The sequence below is a fragment of the Kitasatospora sp. P5_F3 genome, assembly GCF_054049135.1.
Genome location: NZ_JBFUMY010000098.1, coordinates 12,236 through 28,021 on the forward strand (window position 1 = coordinate 12,236; position 15,786 = coordinate 28,021).

At 71.0% G+C, this 15,786-nt stretch carries 14 protein-coding genes; 8 read left to right on the forward strand and 6 right to left on the reverse strand.

Annotation, left to right across the window (positions count from 1 at the left end):
* The first annotated feature begins 339 nt into the window (after positions 1–339).
* Positions 340–1,035, forward strand: coding sequence for a DUF1062 domain-containing protein (locus ACXJMZ_RS33570; protein ID WP_457033797.1), 696 nt, complete (start codon positions 340–342; stop codon positions 1,033–1,035).
* 148 nt (positions 1,036–1,183) lie between these two features.
* The gene (locus tag ACXJMZ_RS33575) at positions 1,184–2,233 is read left to right on the forward strand and encodes an aldo/keto reductase (RefSeq protein WP_457033809.1); all 1,050 of its coding nucleotides are present in this window, start codon (positions 1,184–1,186) and stop codon (positions 2,231–2,233) included.
* Between the two features lie 69 nt (positions 2,234–2,302).
* On the opposite strand, the gene ACXJMZ_RS33580 is transcribed toward ACXJMZ_RS33575, so the two are convergent.
* The 4 genes from ACXJMZ_RS33580 to ACXJMZ_RS33595 form a co-directional block, all read right to left on the reverse strand.
* The gene (locus ACXJMZ_RS33580; protein ID WP_457033810.1) at positions 2,303–3,946 is read right to left on the reverse strand and encodes a M4 family metallopeptidase; all 1,644 of its coding nucleotides are present in this window, start codon (positions 3,944–3,946) and stop codon (positions 2,303–2,305) included.
* A gap of 395 nt (positions 3,947–4,341) precedes the next feature.
* Positions 4,342–6,648, reverse strand: coding sequence for a bifunctional polysaccharide deacetylase/glycosyltransferase family 2 protein (locus ACXJMZ_RS33585; protein ID WP_457033798.1), 2,307 nt, complete (start codon positions 6,646–6,648; stop codon positions 4,342–4,344).
* 35 nt (positions 6,649–6,683) lie between these two features.
* On the reverse strand, positions 6,684–7,217 hold the full coding sequence (locus tag ACXJMZ_RS33590) for a hypothetical protein (RefSeq protein WP_457033799.1): 534 nt from the start codon (positions 7,215–7,217) through the stop codon (positions 6,684–6,686).
* Complete coding sequence (locus ACXJMZ_RS33595) at positions 7,214–7,672, reverse strand: hypothetical protein (protein WP_457033800.1); 459 nt, start codon at positions 7,670–7,672, stop codon at positions 7,214–7,216. Before ACXJMZ_RS33595 ends, ACXJMZ_RS33590 begins: the two co-directional genes overlap by 4 nt.
* 249 nt (positions 7,673–7,921) lie before the next feature.
* Between ACXJMZ_RS33595 and ACXJMZ_RS33600 the strand changes: the two genes are divergently transcribed.
* The 3 genes from ACXJMZ_RS33600 to ACXJMZ_RS33610 all read left to right on the forward strand — a co-directional run bounded on the left by ACXJMZ_RS33600 (position 7,922) and on the right by ACXJMZ_RS33610 (position 11,846).
* Entirely contained in the window at positions 7,922–8,458 is a 537-nt protein-coding gene (locus tag ACXJMZ_RS33600) for a SigE family RNA polymerase sigma factor (protein WP_457033801.1), read from the forward strand.
* A gap of 47 nt (positions 8,459–8,505) precedes the next feature.
* Positions 8,506–9,669 carry a hypothetical protein gene (locus ACXJMZ_RS33605; RefSeq protein WP_457033802.1) on the forward strand — a complete coding sequence of 388 codons (1,164 nt, stop codon included), beginning with the start codon at positions 8,506–8,508 and terminating at the stop codon, positions 9,667–9,669.
* Between the two features lie 164 nt (positions 9,670–9,833).
* Positions 9,834–11,846 (forward strand): transglycosylase domain-containing protein, encoded by a 2,013-nt coding sequence (locus ACXJMZ_RS33610; RefSeq protein WP_457033803.1) that lies wholly within the window; start codon positions 9,834–9,836, stop codon positions 11,844–11,846.
* A gap of 32 nt (positions 11,847–11,878) precedes the next feature.
* On the opposite strand, the gene ACXJMZ_RS33615 is transcribed toward ACXJMZ_RS33610, so the two are convergent.
* Positions 11,879–13,156 (reverse strand): hypothetical protein, encoded by a 1,278-nt coding sequence (locus ACXJMZ_RS33615; RefSeq protein WP_457033804.1) that lies wholly within the window; start codon positions 13,154–13,156, stop codon positions 11,879–11,881.
* A 120-nt stretch (positions 13,157–13,276) separates the two neighbouring features.
* Between ACXJMZ_RS33615 and ACXJMZ_RS33620 the strand changes: the two genes are divergently transcribed.
* Positions 13,277–14,050, forward strand: a complete 774-nt coding sequence (locus ACXJMZ_RS33620) for a DUF2278 family protein (protein WP_457033805.1) — start codon at positions 13,277–13,279, stop codon at positions 14,048–14,050.
* A gap of 28 nt (positions 14,051–14,078) precedes the next feature.
* On the opposite strand, the gene ACXJMZ_RS33625 is transcribed toward ACXJMZ_RS33620, so the two are convergent.
* Positions 14,079–14,504 carry an arsenate reductase ArsC gene (locus tag ACXJMZ_RS33625; RefSeq protein WP_457033806.1) on the reverse strand — a complete coding sequence of 142 codons (426 nt, stop codon included), beginning with the start codon at positions 14,502–14,504 and terminating at the stop codon, positions 14,079–14,081.
* Positions 14,505–14,590: 86 nt separating this feature from the next.
* On the opposite strand from ACXJMZ_RS33625, the gene ACXJMZ_RS33630 reads away from it, so the two are divergent.
* Both ACXJMZ_RS33630 and ACXJMZ_RS33635 read left to right on the forward strand, forming a co-directional pair.
* Positions 14,591–14,902 (forward strand): ArsR/SmtB family transcription factor, encoded by a 312-nt coding sequence (locus ACXJMZ_RS33630; RefSeq protein ID WP_457033807.1) that lies wholly within the window; start codon positions 14,591–14,593, stop codon positions 14,900–14,902.
* A 33-nt stretch (positions 14,903–14,935) separates the two neighbouring features.
* A complete protein-coding gene (locus tag ACXJMZ_RS33635) occupies positions 14,936–15,682 on the forward strand; it encodes an aquaporin (protein WP_457033808.1) in 747 nt (248 codons plus the stop codon).
* The last annotated feature ends 104 nt before the right edge of the window (positions 15,683–15,786 follow it).

The following is a 15,786-nucleotide window of genomic DNA, read 5'->3' on the forward strand; positions in this document are numbered from 1 at the left end:
GCGACTCTCCTGTTGGATCGGCATCCACCCTACGATGCCTGCGGAGAGCCCGAGTTACGTTACCCCGAGGCCCGATCGGGGCGATCGTCGGATCGGGCCGGACGCCCCCGGACGTGGCAAAAATGAGTTGCCGGCCGGCCGTTGCCTAGATCACGATCTCTCGCATGGACCTGTAAGACCTGCCACGTAGCAACAGCCGACCTGTCGCGCGGTCGACCTCGGAGCCTGACGTCCCGGCCCCGAGGCGATGACTCGCGCCCTCGTGTGCATCCGTCAGATCCCGGGAGCCGCAGCGTGATCTGCGAGAGCTCCTGCTCAGTCCTGAAAGCCGATACAGCCATGAATACCAACCGCAAGGCCCGGTGGGCCGTGCGTCAGTCCGCGCTGCCCACCGTCGTGCGCCCCTGCCCGGACTGCCACAGCACGCGGCACCGCGCCTCGGGCAAGATCCGCGTCAACGCGAACGGCAAGCTCCTCGACGTCTGGCTCCTGCTGAGCTGTGCAGCGTGCGACCGGACCTCGAAGGTGCCCGTCCACGAACGCGTCCACGTCTCGTCGCTGGAGCCCGCTCGCCGGGTGGCGTACGAGACCAACAGCCCGGCAGTGGTGCGGGAGTTGACGATGAGTGCGTCGCTCGCCGCGAAGAACGGATACCGCCTCGACTGGACCGGCTGCTGGGAGCTGGAGACCCGCACGCCGCTCTACGCACTCGATGACCCGACACCGCTCAGGGTGCTGGTCGGCTTCGAGCTGCCCGCGCCGGTCCGCGTCGAACGACTGCTCATGCTCGGGCTCGGGCTCAGCCGCGCCGAGATACGACGCATGGTCGGGGACGGGCGGATCCAAGTGCCGCTGGCTCTGGACGCCAAGGCGCACCAGGACTTCGAGCTCACCATCCACCGACCCGGTTCCGTCGATGCCGCGAAACACTCGAAGCCCCTCGGTGCTCCGACCGACGTACGCACCGACCTGAGCCACCTCGGGTGGCCCGGCACGCCGCAGCAGCTGTCGCGTTCGGCGACGGCGGGGGCGTAGGAGTGAGACGGGCGGGGCCTCTTGGCGCAGACACCTTCGGGTCGCCAGGAGGCCCCGCCCTGCGCGGCCGCCGGGCCGCGCTGGAACACTCCGGACAACTGCACTTGCCTTCGAGTGCACTCCAACACCTAGCTTCAGCCGCATGACTATGCGCTACCGCAGCCTCGGCCGTACCGGTATCGAGGTGAGCGTGCACTGCCTCGGCACGATGATGTTCGGGGCCGTGGGAAACCCGGACCACGACGACTGCGCGCGGATCGTGCACGCCGCGCTCGATCAGGGCATCAACTTCGTCGACACCGCGGACATGTACTCCGCCGGGGAGTCCGAGGAGATCGTCGGCAAGGCGCTCAAGGGCCGCCGCGACGATGTGGTGCTGGCCACCAAGGTGCACTTCCAGATGGGCGAGGGCCGCAACCGCAGCGGCAACTCGCGGCGATGGATCACGCAGGCGGTGGAGGAGAGCCTGCGGCGGCTGGGGACCGACTGGATCGATCTCTACCAGGTCCACCGCCCCGACCACACGACGGACATCGAGGAGACGCTCGCCGTTCTGGACGACCTGGTGCGGGCAGGGAAGATCAGGACCTTCGGCTGCTCGACCTTTCCCGCCGAGGAGATCGTCGAGGCCCACCACGCTGCCGAGCGGCGCGGGCTGGCCCGGTTCAGGACCGAGCAGCCGCCGTACTCGATCCTGGCACGCGGCATCGAAGCCGACGTGCTGCCGGTGGCCCGGAGGTACGGGATGGGCGTGCTCACCTGGAGCCCGCTCGCCTCGGGCTTCCTCAGCGGAAAGTACCGGTTGGGCCGGCCGGTCGACCTGACCTCGGGACGGGCCGCGCTGACACCCGCGCGCTTCGACCCGACGATCCCCGGCAACGTGGCGAAGCTCGAGGCGGTCGAGCAACTGCTCGCGCTCGCCGAGTCGATCGGGTGCACGCTGCCGGAGCTGGCGGTCGCCTTCGCCGCAGCGCACCCTGCCGTCACCTCGGTGATCATCGGGCCGCGCACCATGGAGCAGTTCCAGTCGCTCAACCGGGGCGCCGCCCTGACCCTCGACGACGGGACGCTCGACCGGATCGACGAGATCGTGCGGCCCGGTACGAATCTCTACCACCCGGACGGCGCCTGGCAACTGCCTTCGCTGACCGACGTCACGCAGCGGCGTCGCCCGCGCGAGGACCGGTCCGCGGGATAGGGACGCCCCTCCGGATGACGAGCCTGTCGGCAGGGCCTCGGACCCCGGCCCTGCCGACAGCCTCAAGGGTCAGTTGACGTTGACGGCGCTCCAGGTGGCGGCGACCTGGGTGTACTCGGCGGAGCCGCTGCCGTAGAGGTCGGCGGCCGCGTTCAGGGTCGCGGTCCTGGCCTGCGCGTAGTTGGTGGTGGAGGTCATGTAGACGGTCAGCGCCCGGTACCAGACCTGCTGGGCCTTGTCCCGGCCGATGCCGGCCAGGGTCGAGCCGTTGCTGGTCGGGCTGTTGTAGCTGACGCCGTTGACGGTCTTGGCGCCGCTGCCCTCGGCGAGCAGGTAGAAGAAGTGGTTGGCGACGCCCGAGGAGTAGTGGACGTCGAGGCTGCCGACGCCGGAGGACCAGGAGTCGGCGGAGCGGCCGTCCTTGGAGGGCTTGTCCATGTAGCGCAGCGGCGTGCCGTTGCCGTTGAGGTCGATCAGCTCGCCGATGAGGTAGTCCGGGTTGTCCTTGGCCAGGCCGGCGCTGAACTCCACCATGGAGCCGAAGATGTCGCTGGTGGCCTCGTTGAGACCACCGGACTCGCCGGAGTAGTTGAGGCCGGCTGTGTTGGAGGTGACGCCGTGGGTCATCTCGTGGCCTGAGACGTCGAGTTCGGTCAGCGGGTGGGTGTTGGAGGCACCGTCGCCGTACGTCATGCAGAAGCACGAGTCGGACCAGAACGCGTTGACGTAGTTACGGCCGTAGTGGACGCGGCTGTAGGCGCCGACCCCGTCGTTACGGATGCCGCTGCGGCCGAAGGTGTTCTTGTAGAAGTCCCAGGTGGCCGCTGCGCCGAACTGGGCGTCGACGGCGGCGGACTGGTCGCTGGAGACGGTGCCGGTACCCCAGGCGTTGTCGGCGTCGGTGTAGAGGGTGCCGCTGCCGCCCTGCTTGTTCTTCAGGGTGACCGTGTACTGGCCGCCGCGGGTGTTGTCCTTCAACTCGTAAGTGGAGCCGGTGTAGTTGGTGGTCAGCGGGACCGAACCGACGAAGACGCCGTTGCCGGTGCCGGCCGCGTTGGAGGTCTGCACCTGCTCGTGGGAGGACAGCAGCTCGCCGGTGGCGGCGTCGGTGACCACCAGCCGGCTGCTGGGCGTACCGTCGGCCCGGGTGCCCTCGACCGTGGTGCGGTACGCGAGGCGGGGGCTGCCGGAGGTGGCCCAGACGACCAGCTGGGCGGCGCCGGTGGTGTCGACCGAGGTGAGAGCGGGCTCGTCGGCGTCGTGTGCGGTGCCGAGGGTGCTGCGCACCGAGGCGCCCGCCTGCGCGGCGGCCTGGGCGGCGGACAGCTTGGGGGCAAGGCCGGAGAGCGCGAGCGTGCCGGGTATCGCGCGGTCGACGGACTTCACGGCACCCTTGCCGTCCTGATGGACGATCAGGTCGCCGCCCAGGACCGGCAGACCGCCGTAGGTGCGCTCGTAGCGCAGGTGCCGGCTGCCGTCGGCGTCGGCCACCACGTCCTTGACGACGAGCCTCTCCTGGCTGCCCAGGCCCAGCGCGCGGGCGGCGGCCGGAGCCGCGCCGTCGGCCTGGGCGAGCAGGGCGGCGCGCTGCTGGCCGACGACGGGGGCCGGGGCGGCCTGCGCCATACCGGTGCTGACCTGGATCGCGCCGGCCAGCAGGGCCGAGGCGGAGAGAGCAGCTCCGAATGCGAGCTTTCGCTTCACGGGGGTAATTCCTTCCGGGTCCAACCGCGTGTGCGCGGTCGCGCCTTGTTCCGGGGCACCGGGGTGAGTGCCTGAGGGGCGGAACGGGCGCTGACGTGCTGCTCCGTGCGGTCGTGCGGCACCTGCCGGAAAAGGGGTGGCCGGCGGGTGCTCTACGGGGCTGGGCAGAAGCATGACGACCCGTAGGACGGAATGAAAAGACCGGCGATCGGTATTGGCAGGACCTCGCCACAGCGGCCGATATCCGTGGTGATCAGCGGAAACTGGCGGGATCCCGCCGTTACCGACTGCTTGTCCGCGCATTCGCCCTCTGTTAGCCCGGCCTGTTTCCGCAATGAATTGCGGCACAGGAAAATGGCGGCACCGCCACCCTTTGGTGATGCCGTCGGCCGGTTGACGAAATGTCAGCGGGCGCCCCCCTGTCCGGAGTCGTGGTACTGACTCCAGGGCACCTCCGGAATAGCGGAGTGATATCCCTGGTACTGCGTGGCGGGAACCGCGCTGCGGGCTTCCTCGACCCATGAATCGGCGAGTGCGAGGGTCTGCGGCGACGGCGCCGTGGTGGCCTGGGGCGGGGTTCCCGCGGGGACGGTGAGGCTGCCGTAGCGTTCCATCCGCTGCCAGCGCAGGCGGGAGCCGGCGATGGCGGTGAAGACGGACTGGATGACCACCAGGTACATCAACTGCCGGTAGACGAACTGCTGGAGCGGCAGGCTCCACAGTGCCCCGGGCCGCTCCTTGTCCAGGCGGAACGCGTACAGGCCCATGGCGACCTGGAGGAGCAGGAAGGCGCTCCACAGGCCGATGATCCGCACCGGGTCGAGGAAGACCAGGCCGTAGACGGCGAACACGTCGACGACGGGTGCCAGGAGCGGCAGCAGGACCTGGAACATCAGCAGGTAGAGCAGACCGCGCCGGCCCAGCTTGCCGGCCTGGCCGCGCTGGGTGAGGGCGCCGCGGTGCTTCCACATGGCCTGGAGGGTGCCGTAGCACCAGCGGTAGCGCTGCTTCCACAGGGCGCCGAGCGAGGCGGGCGCCTCCGTCCAGGCCTTGGCGCGCTCCTCGTAGACGACCCGCCAACCGTCCCGGCACAGCGCCATGGTGAGGTCGGTGTCCTCGGCCAGGGTGGTGTCGCTGACTCCGCCGATCCGCAGCAGGGCTTCGCGGCGGAAGGCGCCGACGGCGCCGGGGACGGTGGGCATGCACTCGGCCAGGTCGAACAGGCGGCGGTCGAGATTGAAGCCGACCACGTACTCGATGTGCTGCCAACGCCCCAGCAGGCCACCGCGGTTGACCACCTTGGCGTTGCCGGAGACGGCTCCGACCCGGCGGTTGGCGAACGGCTGGACGATCATGCGGACGGCGTCCGGTTCGAAGACGGTGTCGCCGTCGACCATCACCAGCAGGTTGCAGGAGGCGGCTGCGATACCGGTGTTGAGGGCTGCGGGCTTGCCGGCGTTCTGCTGGCGGATGACCCGGACGCCCGGTAGGCGCAGGGCCTCGACCAGGTCGGCGGTGCCGTCGGTGGATCCGTCGTCGACGACGATGATCTCCACCGGGTGGTCGGAGGCCAGCAGAGAGCGGACGGCCGCTTCGATGCCGGCGCTCTCGTTGTAGGCGGGCACGATGACGGTGACCGGTTCGGTGACCGGCTTCCCCCAGACCTTGCCGCGGCTACGCATCCGCTTGTGGCGGCGGGCGGCGACGAGCACCGCGACGGCGCGCAGCACGCTGATCGCGCCCGCCGCCCACAGCAGCCAGGACAGGGCGGCCAGCACCCAGTCGCTGGTGCGCAGCGCGGTGATCAGGGCCAGGCCCTGCCAGTGGTCGGCGGCGCTCGCCCGCTGGACCGGATCGGGCAGCGCGGTGGCTTCGCTGACCGTGCCGAAGCGGAATCCGGCTGCCTTGAGCTTGGGGATGAGCTGTTCCAGGGCAGTGACGGTCTGCGAGCGGTCACCACCGGCGTCGTGCATCAGCACGATCTGCCCGGTCTGGTCCTTCGGGGTCGAGTTGGCGACGATCTGGGCGATGCCCGGGCGGCGCCAGTCCTCACTGTCCTGCGTGGTGAGAACGGTGAGGTAGCCCTGCTCGCCCGCGCTGCGGACGGCGCTCCAGTCGGCGTCGGTGAGGGCGTCGCTGGTGGAGGAGTACGGCGGGCGCAGCAGCGGGGTGGTGATGCCGGTCGCGCCGGCCACGGCGAGCTGGCTCTCGCGCAGCTCCAGGGAGCGGCGCCAGCCGGACGCGGTCCCGAGGTTGGTGTGGGTGAACGTGTGCAGGCCGATCTGGTGGCCGTCGGCGACGATCCGCCGCGCCAGCTCGGGGTGGGCGGCGACCTGGGTCCCGACGGCGAAGAAGGTGGCGTGCACCTCGTTGCGGCGCAGCACGTCCAGGATCTGCGGTGTCCAGAGCGGATCGGGGCCGTCGTCGAAGGTCAGCGCGATGGTCCGGGCCTGCGGACCTGCGGTCCGTCCGGCGGCGCCCTCGATCACCGGGCCGCCCGAGGTGATCTGCGCGGGCACCGCCTGGGCCGGGCCCTGTGCGCGCTCGGCGCCGTCGGCGGTGCTGTCGAACATGTGCTGGGTGTAGCCCTGGAGCAGCAGTGCGGCGGACAGCGTCAGGACGAGGGTGGTGAGCAGCAGCCAGTGGGTGCGCAGCGGGACGTTGCGCACGCTGCCCCGGCGGCCTCGGGTTCTGCGGCGGTTCTTGGACAAGGGGTGTGCTTCCTACCTGCTGCGGAGGGGGCGGTTCACGGTTTGGTGCTGGGCTTGTTGCTCTGGCCCGGGGCGGAGCTCGGCTTGCCGTGGCCGGCGCCGGGGCTCGGGCCGGCAGTCACCGCCGTACTCGGGGCAGACCCTGCCGTCGGGGTCGCGGGGGCTGCGGCGCCGGTCGGGTGCGGGGTGGTCCTGGCGCTGTTGGTGGGGGCGGTCCGGGTCGCGGAGGGTGTGCCGCTGACGGTGGAGGGTTCTGGCGCGGTGTCGGGATCAGCCGCCGGGGAGCTGGGCTGGGCGGCGGCCGGCTGCTGATCGGGGAGCAGCGGGGAGTGCACCGTCGGGCCGCCGAGCAGGGTGCTCAGCAGCAGCAGTACGTAAGCGGCGGCCGGCACGACCAGCACCCAGCCGAGCCGGCGGACCCGGCGCTGGCGGCGGCCGGAGGTGTCGACGAAGACCGGACTCGGTTCACTGTGGTGCTCGAGACCCGGTGCACCGTCATCCGGCGGGCCCAGGGGCAGACCTGGGATCGGCCTGGTGTCCTCGTGGACGGTGCCGGGGTGTCGGGTCATCGGGACAGCCTCTGTGGTGTCGGTTCGGCGGGCGGGGTGCTGGGACGGCCGCTCGGGTGCTCGCTCGGCTCCGGGACCTGGGTGGCGCCCGGGCTCTCCGGCCGGCTGTCGGGCGTCTGCCTGCCGGGGTGCGTCGGGGTGGCGCCGCGCGAGTGCTCGGCGGGCCGGCCGGTGGGTCCGCCCGGCTGGGAGGGGTCGGACGGCAGGGCGGCGGCGGAGGGGTGCCCGGTCGCTGCCGGGGATTCCTTGGCGGGTCCGAACGCACTGTCCCCGGAAGCCGGGGCGGACACCGGAGCGGATGCCGGGGCGTGTGCCGGAGCGGGCGAGACCGGGTCCGGGACGCGAACGGACGGCAGCAGCCCGGTGCCCGCCGCGACGGCCACGCCGCCGAGCACTGCGGCCAGCGCGACGGCGACCTTGACGCCGAGCAGCTGGGCAAGCACGGACGCGGTCATCCTTCGCTTCCGGGACGCAGGGACAGGAGCGAGGCGGGCAGCCCGAAACGCGGCCAGAGCCGCCTGCTCGCCGGGGTGCCCCCCCCGCGCCGCGGGGTCGAACCGGCGGAACCTTTTGGTGCTCATCTCAAGTCCTTAAGCGTCACAGCCGCCGCCGGTGTCACAGCAGGACCGGAGCTTTCTTCGGGAGCTACTCCTTCAACGGGGCCGGGGTGCGACATGACAGGGCGGTCACAGCGTTAAGTGAGCATGGACCGCATATCGAAGACGAGCCCGGCGCCCGGTGGGCCGCTGGACTTCATGGAGTTCGCTGCGGTGAGGGGGCGTCATCTGGTCAGAACGGCCTACCTGCTGACGGGTGGTGACGCCCACCTCGCCGAGGACCTGACCCAGGAGGCTCTCGCCCGGCTGTTCTCGCGGTGGCGCAAGGTGTCCCGGCTGGAGAATCCGGCCGGGTACGCACAGACCGTTCTGGTCAACACCTTCCTGTCGTACCGACGCCGTCGCAGCAGCTCGGAGCAGGTGACCGACAGCGAGACGTTCGCCGAGAGCGGGGTCAGTGAGCCCGATCTCTCGTTGCGGGTGACCATGCTGCAGGCGCTGGGCCGGCTGGCCCCGCAGGACCGGGCCGTACTGGTGCTCCGGTACTGGGAGGACCGCAGCGTGGAGGAGACCGCTGCGGCGCTCCGGGTCAGTTCGAGCGCCGTCCGTTCGCGCAGTGGCCGGGCACTGACCCGGCTGCGCGCCCTGCTGGGCGACGAGCTCGCCGAGCTGCTCGTCCGCTGATCGACATTCCCCCTGTGTCCCCCCTTGTCACCGAGGAAGGCTCTGCCATGCCCTTTGAGGAAGACTTCACCCGCACGCTGCGGCAAGCGGCCGACCTGGCGCCCGATCCGCGGATGCGCGAACTGGCCATCGGCGCGGCCGGCCGGGGCCGGCAGCTCAGGTACCGTCGCCGGGCCCGACTGCTCGGCGGCACCGCCGCGCTGGCGGCGGTCGGACTGGCCGCCACCAGCTTCCTGCCGGGCGGCGTCACCCTGCAGCCGAGCGCGCTCCCGTCGGAGAGCATCTCCGGCGCCTTCATGGAACGGACCGTCGCCTCCCTGCTGCCGCCGGGGCAGGTCACCGACCTCAAGGGCTTCGGGGTCGGCGAGACCGCGCACGGCGGGCCGCACGCCTCCTTCCTGTTCGACGACGGCAAAGGTGCGGGCCAGGTCAACCTGAGCACCAACCGGATGGCCCTGCCGATCGACCAGGACACCGTGGGGACCGAGTGCTTCGAACTGGACCAGACCGAGGGGTGCACCCGCACGGTGCTTCCGGACGGCAGCATCCTGGTGGTGATGAAGGTGCGCGAGCAGCAGCCGAAGGGCAGCAGGAAGTCGATCGTGATCGCCACCACCCCCACGGGCCGACAGGTCCGGCTCGACGCGTTCAACACCGTGCACGGCAGCCTGCCCCTGCGGGACGAACCGTCGCTCACCGTCGAGCAGTCGACGACGGTGGTGACCAGCGAGGCCTGGGCTCCGCTGTTCGACCGGCTGACCGTCCCGGGCTCCGGCAAGCCCGCCGTCCCCGGCCCGGCACCCGCGAAGATCCTGACCACCGTCGAGGCCCTGCTGCCTTCGGGCGCCGGGCTCGAACGCCCAGCGATCGAGCAGCGCCCGAGCGGCACGGCCGACTTCAAGGTCACCCTGGCCGGGCACACCAGCGGGCTGGTCGTCACGGTCATGCCGAAGTGGCAAGGGCAGCGGGAGATGTTCGAGACGACCACCCCGGACGGCATCAGCATCACGACCGGTGAGCGCGGGACGACCAAGAGCGGTGGCGGCCCGGCGGTCTTCTGGGACGTGGACGTCCTCCACCCCGACGGGACCCGGGTGATGATCTCCGAGGGCAACGTCAACGCCGACGGACCACAGCCGCTGGCCGGCGCGGAGGCCCTGACCATGGATCAGCTCAAGACCATCGCCACCAACCCGGCCTGGCGGAACTGACGGGCCGACACCTCTGCTCACGGGCGGGCCACCAGGCCGCCCGTGAGCAGCGGACCTTGCCACTGTGACCGTGATCACGCTCGGATCCACCAACCCGCACGGCATCTGAACGCGTGTTCCCCAAGGGAACAGAGTGACGATCGACCACGAAGCGGGGGCAGACTGTGCGGATCCGACCGAGCGGGCCGAGGGCGGCAGCGGCATTCGGGCGGATCCGTCGGTGGGCGAGAGGCCGCGCCCGGCCGCGGCTGGACTACCCGCGCCGGGGCCGGCGCGGGCTACGCCGCTGGCTGCCGTCCTGGCGGCAGTTACTCACGACGGCACTGCTCGGCGCGGCCGCCCTGACCGGCACCGCCACCTGGATGTACGCGCACACCGTGATCCCGAGCGACCTGAACGCCTTCGCCACCCAGCAGAACAACGTCTACTTCTGGGCCGACGGCACCGAGCTGGCCCGCACCGGTCTGGTGAACCGTCAGGAGATCCCGCTGAAGGAGGTGCCCGAGCCGGTCCGGTGGGCGGTGCTGTCCGCCGAGAACGCGGACTTCTACTCGGACCCGGGCATCTCGGCGAAGGGCATCGGCCGGGCCCTGGTCCAGCTGGGCACCGGGGGCGACACCCAGGGCGGCTCCACCATCACCCAGCAGTACGTCAAGAACATCTACCTGCGGCAGGACCGGACCTTCGCGCGGAAGATCGACGAGGTCTTCCTGGCCGTCAAGCTGGATCGGCAGCTGAGCAAGGACGACATCCTGGCCGGCTATCTGAACACCAGCTGGTTCGGCCGGGGCAGCTACGGGATCGAGCGCGGCGCGAGCGCCTACTACGGCAAGCACGCCTCCGAGCTGAACGCCAGCGAGGGCGCCTTCCTGGCCTCCGCGCTGAAGGGCGCGGGCCTGTACGACCCGGCGATCAGCGCCGAGAACCACCGGCGGGCCGTCGAGCGCTGGTCCTGGACCCTCGACCGGATGGTGGAGACCGGCCACCTGTCCGCCGAGGAACGCGGCCGGTACACCGAGTTCCCCGAGCCGCAGAGCCCGCCGAAGCCGACCGGCCTGAGCGGCCAGACCGGCTACCTGGTGGAGCTGGCCAGGGCGTACGTCGAGAGCAACAGCGACCTGACGGCGGCCCAACTCGACCTGGGCGGCCACCAGATCCACACCACCTTCGAGCGGTCGAGGACGGCCGAGCTCGGCCGGGCCGTCGACCAGGAGGCCCGGCGGCTGGACGCCGAGCACCGCCCGGCCGACAGGAACGTCCGGGTGGGGGCGGCCAGCGTCGCCTCCGACGGACGGATCCTCGCCATGTACGGCGGCCCCGACTACCTCAAACAGGGCTTCAACAACGCCAACACCTCCAACGTGCCGGCCGGCTCGGCCTTCACCCCGTTCGTCTACGCCGCCGGACTCGACCACGGCGTGCAGCTCCGGCGGGGCGCCGCCCGCGTCCCGGTCTCCCCGACCACCTCCTACGACGGCAACGACGGCATCAGCGTGATGACGCCCGAAGGGCCGTACTGGGGGCGGAACGGCCGGATCGTGACCGCCGTCAACGACGGCAGGCGCTCGTACGGGAAGATCGGCCTGCGCACCGCTGTCGAGCAGTCCGTCAACGGACCGCTGACCCAGCTCGGCATGGACGTCGGCCTGGACGTGGTGCGTCGCACCGCCCTCGATCTCGGCCTGCTGCCCGCCAGCCTCGGGGAGGCCGTGCCGGCCTTCGCGCTGGGCAACTCCAGGCCGAGCGCGATCCGGATGGCCGCCGCGTACACCGCATTCGCCGACGACGGCCGCCGTACCGACCCGTACTCGGTGACCCGGGTCACCCGTGGCGGAGTGCCGATGAAGCTGCGGCCCCCCGCCTCCGCACAGGCGCTGCGCCCGGAGGTGGCCCGCCAGGTCGACGAGGCGCTCGAGGGCGCGGTCAACGGCGGCACCGCCGGTGCGGCCCGGGTGGCCGGGGCACGGGCGGCGGCGAAGACCGGCACCACCCCGGACCGCACGGCCGGCTGGTTCGTCGGCTACTCGGGCGGGGTGTCCACGGCCGTCGCGGTTTTCCGGATGGACCCGAAGACGATGGAGCTCTCCTCGCTGGAGGGCCTGGCCGGAGCGGAGCCGGCCAAGCCGGACTGGTCCTACCCGGCCGAGATCTGGAAGACGTACGCGGCCTCGCCCTGAACCGGTTGCTGTGAACCGGGTTGCCAGGATGCCTACTTGAGAAAGGTCGCCCAGTCCGGGGACTGCGCCGGGTCCAGCTGTCGCAGCTGCTCGAGCACCTTCGGGTCCTGGGCGTCCAGCCACTCCGACAGCTGGCGGAAGGACACACAGCGCACACCGTCACGCCGGCACACCGACTTCACCACGTCCTCGACGGCCTGCATGTATATGCCGCCGTTCCAGGTCTCGAAGTGGTTGCCGATGAACATCGGGGCCCGGCTGCCGTTGTAGACCCGCTCGAAGCCGTTGAGGTAGCCGTCGCGGGTCTCCTTCAGCCAGCCGGGGTACTTGCGCGGGTCACCCTCGGTGGAGTCGCCGGACTGGTTGGCCAGGAAGTTGAAGTCCATGGACAGCACCTGGGCCGGGCGCCCCGGGTAGGGCAGCAGTTGCAGCGGGAAGTTCCAGATGCCGTCCTTGCGGCCCGGCCAGACCTGGAACTCGCCGGGCGAGCTGGCGTCGTAGCGCCAGCCGTACGCCTTGGCGGCGGCCAGCAGGTTCTTCTGCCCCTCCAGGCACGGGGCGCGGCCGCCGGCCAGCTCCTTGCGGAAGTCGAAGGGCAGCGGGGGGAGGTCCTTGAAGCCGGTGTTGGTCTTCCAGTCGGCCACGAAGGAGTACGCCTGGTCGATCTCGGACCGCCACTCCTCGACGCTCCAGTCGCCGCCGCCCTTGCTCTCGCAGAAGTGCCCGTTGAAGTGGGTGCCGATCTCGTGCCCCTCCCGCCAGGCCTCGCCCACCTCGTGCAGCGTCTCCTTGACGTGGTCATCCGTGGGGAAGGAGATGGCGGCGGCGCCCTGGGCGTGCTGCGGAGGACGGTAGAGCGCGCGCTTGGCATTGGGGACCAGGTAGATACTGGTCAGGAAGAAGGTCATCTGCGCGTTGTTCTCCCGGGCCACCCGGCGGAAGCGGGAGAACAGGTGGTCGTCGTTCTCCAGCGCGCCGTCCCAGGAGAACACCACGAACTGCGGCGGCTTCTGACCGGGCGCCAGCTTCTCCACCGGGGCCTGGCCCGGCTGCGGGCCGGTGTCGGACATCGAACCGTCACCGATCACCCGGACCTGGCCGTCCCAGGAGGGTTTCGGGCTCGGTGTGGGCCCGGCCGGCGGCGGTGCCTGCGGACTTCCGGTGGCGGCCGTCCCTGCGGTCGGCGTTCCCGTGGCCGACGTTCCTGCGGTCCGCTCCGGTGCGGTGCAGCCGACCGTGACCGCGGTGAGCACAACGGCCACCACCCCCGCCGTGAGCCGGCCCTGCCCGCCACGCCTGATCCCCGTCATCGGCCCCGCCCCCGGAACATGTCGCTCGTGAACTGACGATCATTCAGTATGCCAGTCCGACCGTATGCAGAATTCCTCGCTCCCCCTGCGGGTCGGCCGGGCGGGGCGGAGAGTGGAGGTATGGCTCTTCCGAACTACGGGGTCGCGATCGGTACCCTGCACGACTTCACCCGCGACCCGATACACGACTTCGGCCAGTGGTACCACGGGCACCTGTTCCTGCAGACCCCCGTCGGTGTCTACCAGTCCGCGCTCGACGTGGACGCGCCCGGCAGCGTGGGGGTCAGCTACCGCCTCGTGGACGACCTGCGCAGCGCCGACATCGCCGCCCTCCGGGTCCGCCCGGACGGCTTCCACCCACTCCTGTCCACGCCCACCTCCGGGGCCCTCGACTACGTCCGCAGCCCGCTGCTGCGCAACCGCCTCTGGTTCGAGTGGCTCTCCGCCGCGACCGTACGGGCCCACCGGGTGATCGCCCCGCACCCGCCCGGCAGCCCGATGTTCGGCCCCGACCTGGCCGACAGTCTGGCCGAGTTGACGCTACGGCTGCGCCGCCGGATCACCGGCGTCGAACGGCTCGACTGGCTCCGGCCGCACCTGCGGTTCTTCCCCTGGGTCTCCAGCGACGGCGACAACGCCCTGGACGTGCTGGTCCCGCACCTCCAGGCCGCCTCCCGGATCTACGTGTTCGGCCAGAGCTTCACCACCGGCCTGGGCGTCCACGACGTCCACCTCAACCAGGGCGACCCGCCGGGCAGTCAGTGGTACCTCACCAACGGCACCTGGCAGGACGGCGCGGTGATCTGCGAGCGTCCCGACGGCCACGTCGTGGTCTGGCAGATCAAGTTCAACACCCAGAGCCTCAACACCGACACGGCCGGGCACCCCCGCTGACCGAGCGCAGCGCCGGAGCCCCGCTACGTCACCGGCTCGACGGCTGCTCGGCGTCGACCTCGGCGATCAGGCGCTCGATCAGGCCCTTGATCTCGTCGCGGATCGGGCGGACGGCTTCGACGCCCTGGCCCGCCGGGTCCGCCAGCTGCCAGTCGAGGTACTTCTTGCCGGGGAAGTACGGGCAGGCGTCCCCACAGCCCATGGTGATCACGTAGTCGGAGGCCTGGACGGCCTCGGTGGTGAGGACCTTCGGCTGTTGGCCCGAGATGTCGATGCCCAGCTCGGCCATCGCGGCCACCGCGGAGGGGTTGATCCGGTCACCGGGGACCGAGCCGGCCGACCGGACCTCGATGCGGTCGCCCGCGAGGTGGCGCAGGAAGCCGGCAGCCATCTGCGAGCGGCCGGCGTTGTGGATGCAGACGAACAGCACGGAGGCGATCGGCGCCTTGGTCATCTGGGTTCCAGTCCTTCGGAGGCAGCGGGCCACGGTGGAGAAGGGGGGCTCGCTCGGCGGGCCCGGTACGGGTAACGTATCAGCGCATGGTGACTTCAGTCGACAGTGATGTGTTGAGGGCTCTGGCCGACCCGCTCCGGATGCAGATCATCGCGCTCCTCGCCAGAGAGGCGCTGTGCACGACGCACCTGGTGGAGGAGACCGGCGCCAAGCAGACCAACCTGTCGAACCACCTGAAGATCCTGCGCGAGGCGGGGCTCGTGGACACCGAGCCCTGCGGACGCTTCACGTACTACTCGCTCCGCCCCGAGGCCCTGGAGGGCCTGTCGGCGGAGTTCGCCTCGCTGGCCTCCGCCGCACGGCTGACCGCCGAGGCCAACTTCAAGCGCTCCTGCTGATCCGCCCTGCCCGCCCTGTTCGAGGAGTACCTGTTGAGCGCCATAGCCGAGGCCAGACCCGAGACCACCGAAGCCGCGCCAGCCGCCGTACCCCTACTGAACCGGGTGGCGGCCGAACTGGTCGGCACCGCCGCCCTGGTGGCGGTCGTGGTCGGCTCCGGCATCCAGGCCACCGCACTGAGCCAGGACGTCGGCCTGCAGCTGCTGGCCAACTCGCTGGCCACCGTCTTCGGGCTCGGCGTGCTGATCCTGCTGCTCGGCCCGGTCTCCGGCGCGCACTTCAACCCGGTCGTCACGCTGGCCGAGTGGTGGACCGGCCGCAAGGACCCCCAGGGCCTGACGCTGCGCGAGGTCACCGCCTACATCCCGGCACAGGTCGCGGGCGCCGTCGGCGGGGCCGTCCTGGCGGACGCCATGTTCGGCGAGACGCTGGTGAAGTGGTCCACGCACGACCGCTCCGCCGGGCACCTGCTGCTCGGCGAGGTCGTCGCCACCGCCGGCCTGGTCCTGCTGATCTTCGGCCTTGCCAAGACCGACCACCTGCGCTTCGCCCCCGTCGCGGTCGCCTCCTACATCGGCGCCGCCTACTGGTTCACCTCCTCCACCTCCTTCGCCAACCCCGCCGTCACCGTCGGCCGCGCCTTCACCGACACCTTCGCCGGCATCGCCCCGGCCTCGGTCCCCGGCTTCGTCGGCGTACAGCTGGTCGGCGGTGCCCTCGGCCTTGCGCTGGTAGCGCTGGTCTTCGGTCACCGCCGCCGCACGGCCGGTGCGAACTAAGGCCGACCGGCAATTGGGGGGTGGGTGAAGGAGCGGTGGTGGGGTGCGTGCCTCGGCGGTGCCGAGGAGGGAGTCCATGCGGAGCATCGGCGACCGACGAGAAG

Coding starts and splice junctions, on each gene's coding strand:
- ACXJMZ_RS33600 (WP_457033801.1), top strand. CDS start 7,922: ATGGACCGCATATCGAAGACGAGCCCGGCGCCCGGTGGGCCGCTGGAC.
- ACXJMZ_RS33625 (WP_457033806.1), bottom strand. CDS start 14,504: ATGACCAAGGCGCCGATCGCCTCCGTGCTGTTCGTCTGCATCCACAAC.
- ACXJMZ_RS33630 (WP_457033807.1), top strand. CDS start 14,591: ATGGTGACTTCAGTCGACAGTGATGTGTTGAGGGCTCTGGCCGACCCG.
- ACXJMZ_RS33570 (WP_457033797.1), top strand. CDS start 340: ATGAATACCAACCGCAAGGCCCGGTGGGCCGTGCGTCAGTCCGCGCTG.
- ACXJMZ_RS33605 (WP_457033802.1), top strand. CDS start 8,506: ATGCCCTTTGAGGAAGACTTCACCCGCACGCTGCGGCAAGCGGCCGAC.
- ACXJMZ_RS33590 (WP_457033799.1), bottom strand. CDS start 7,217: ATGACCCGACACCCCGGCACCGTCCACGAGGACACCAGGCCGATCCCA.
- ACXJMZ_RS33595 (WP_457033800.1), bottom strand. CDS start 7,672: ATGACCGCGTCCGTGCTTGCCCAGCTGCTCGGCGTCAAGGTCGCCGTC.
- ACXJMZ_RS33575 (WP_457033809.1), top strand. CDS start 1,184: ATGCGCTACCGCAGCCTCGGCCGTACCGGTATCGAGGTGAGCGTGCAC.
- ACXJMZ_RS33615 (WP_457033804.1), bottom strand. CDS start 13,156: ATGACGGGGATCAGGCGTGGCGGGCAGGGCCGGCTCACGGCGGGGGTG.
- ACXJMZ_RS33620 (WP_457033805.1), top strand. CDS start 13,277: ATGGCTCTTCCGAACTACGGGGTCGCGATCGGTACCCTGCACGACTTC.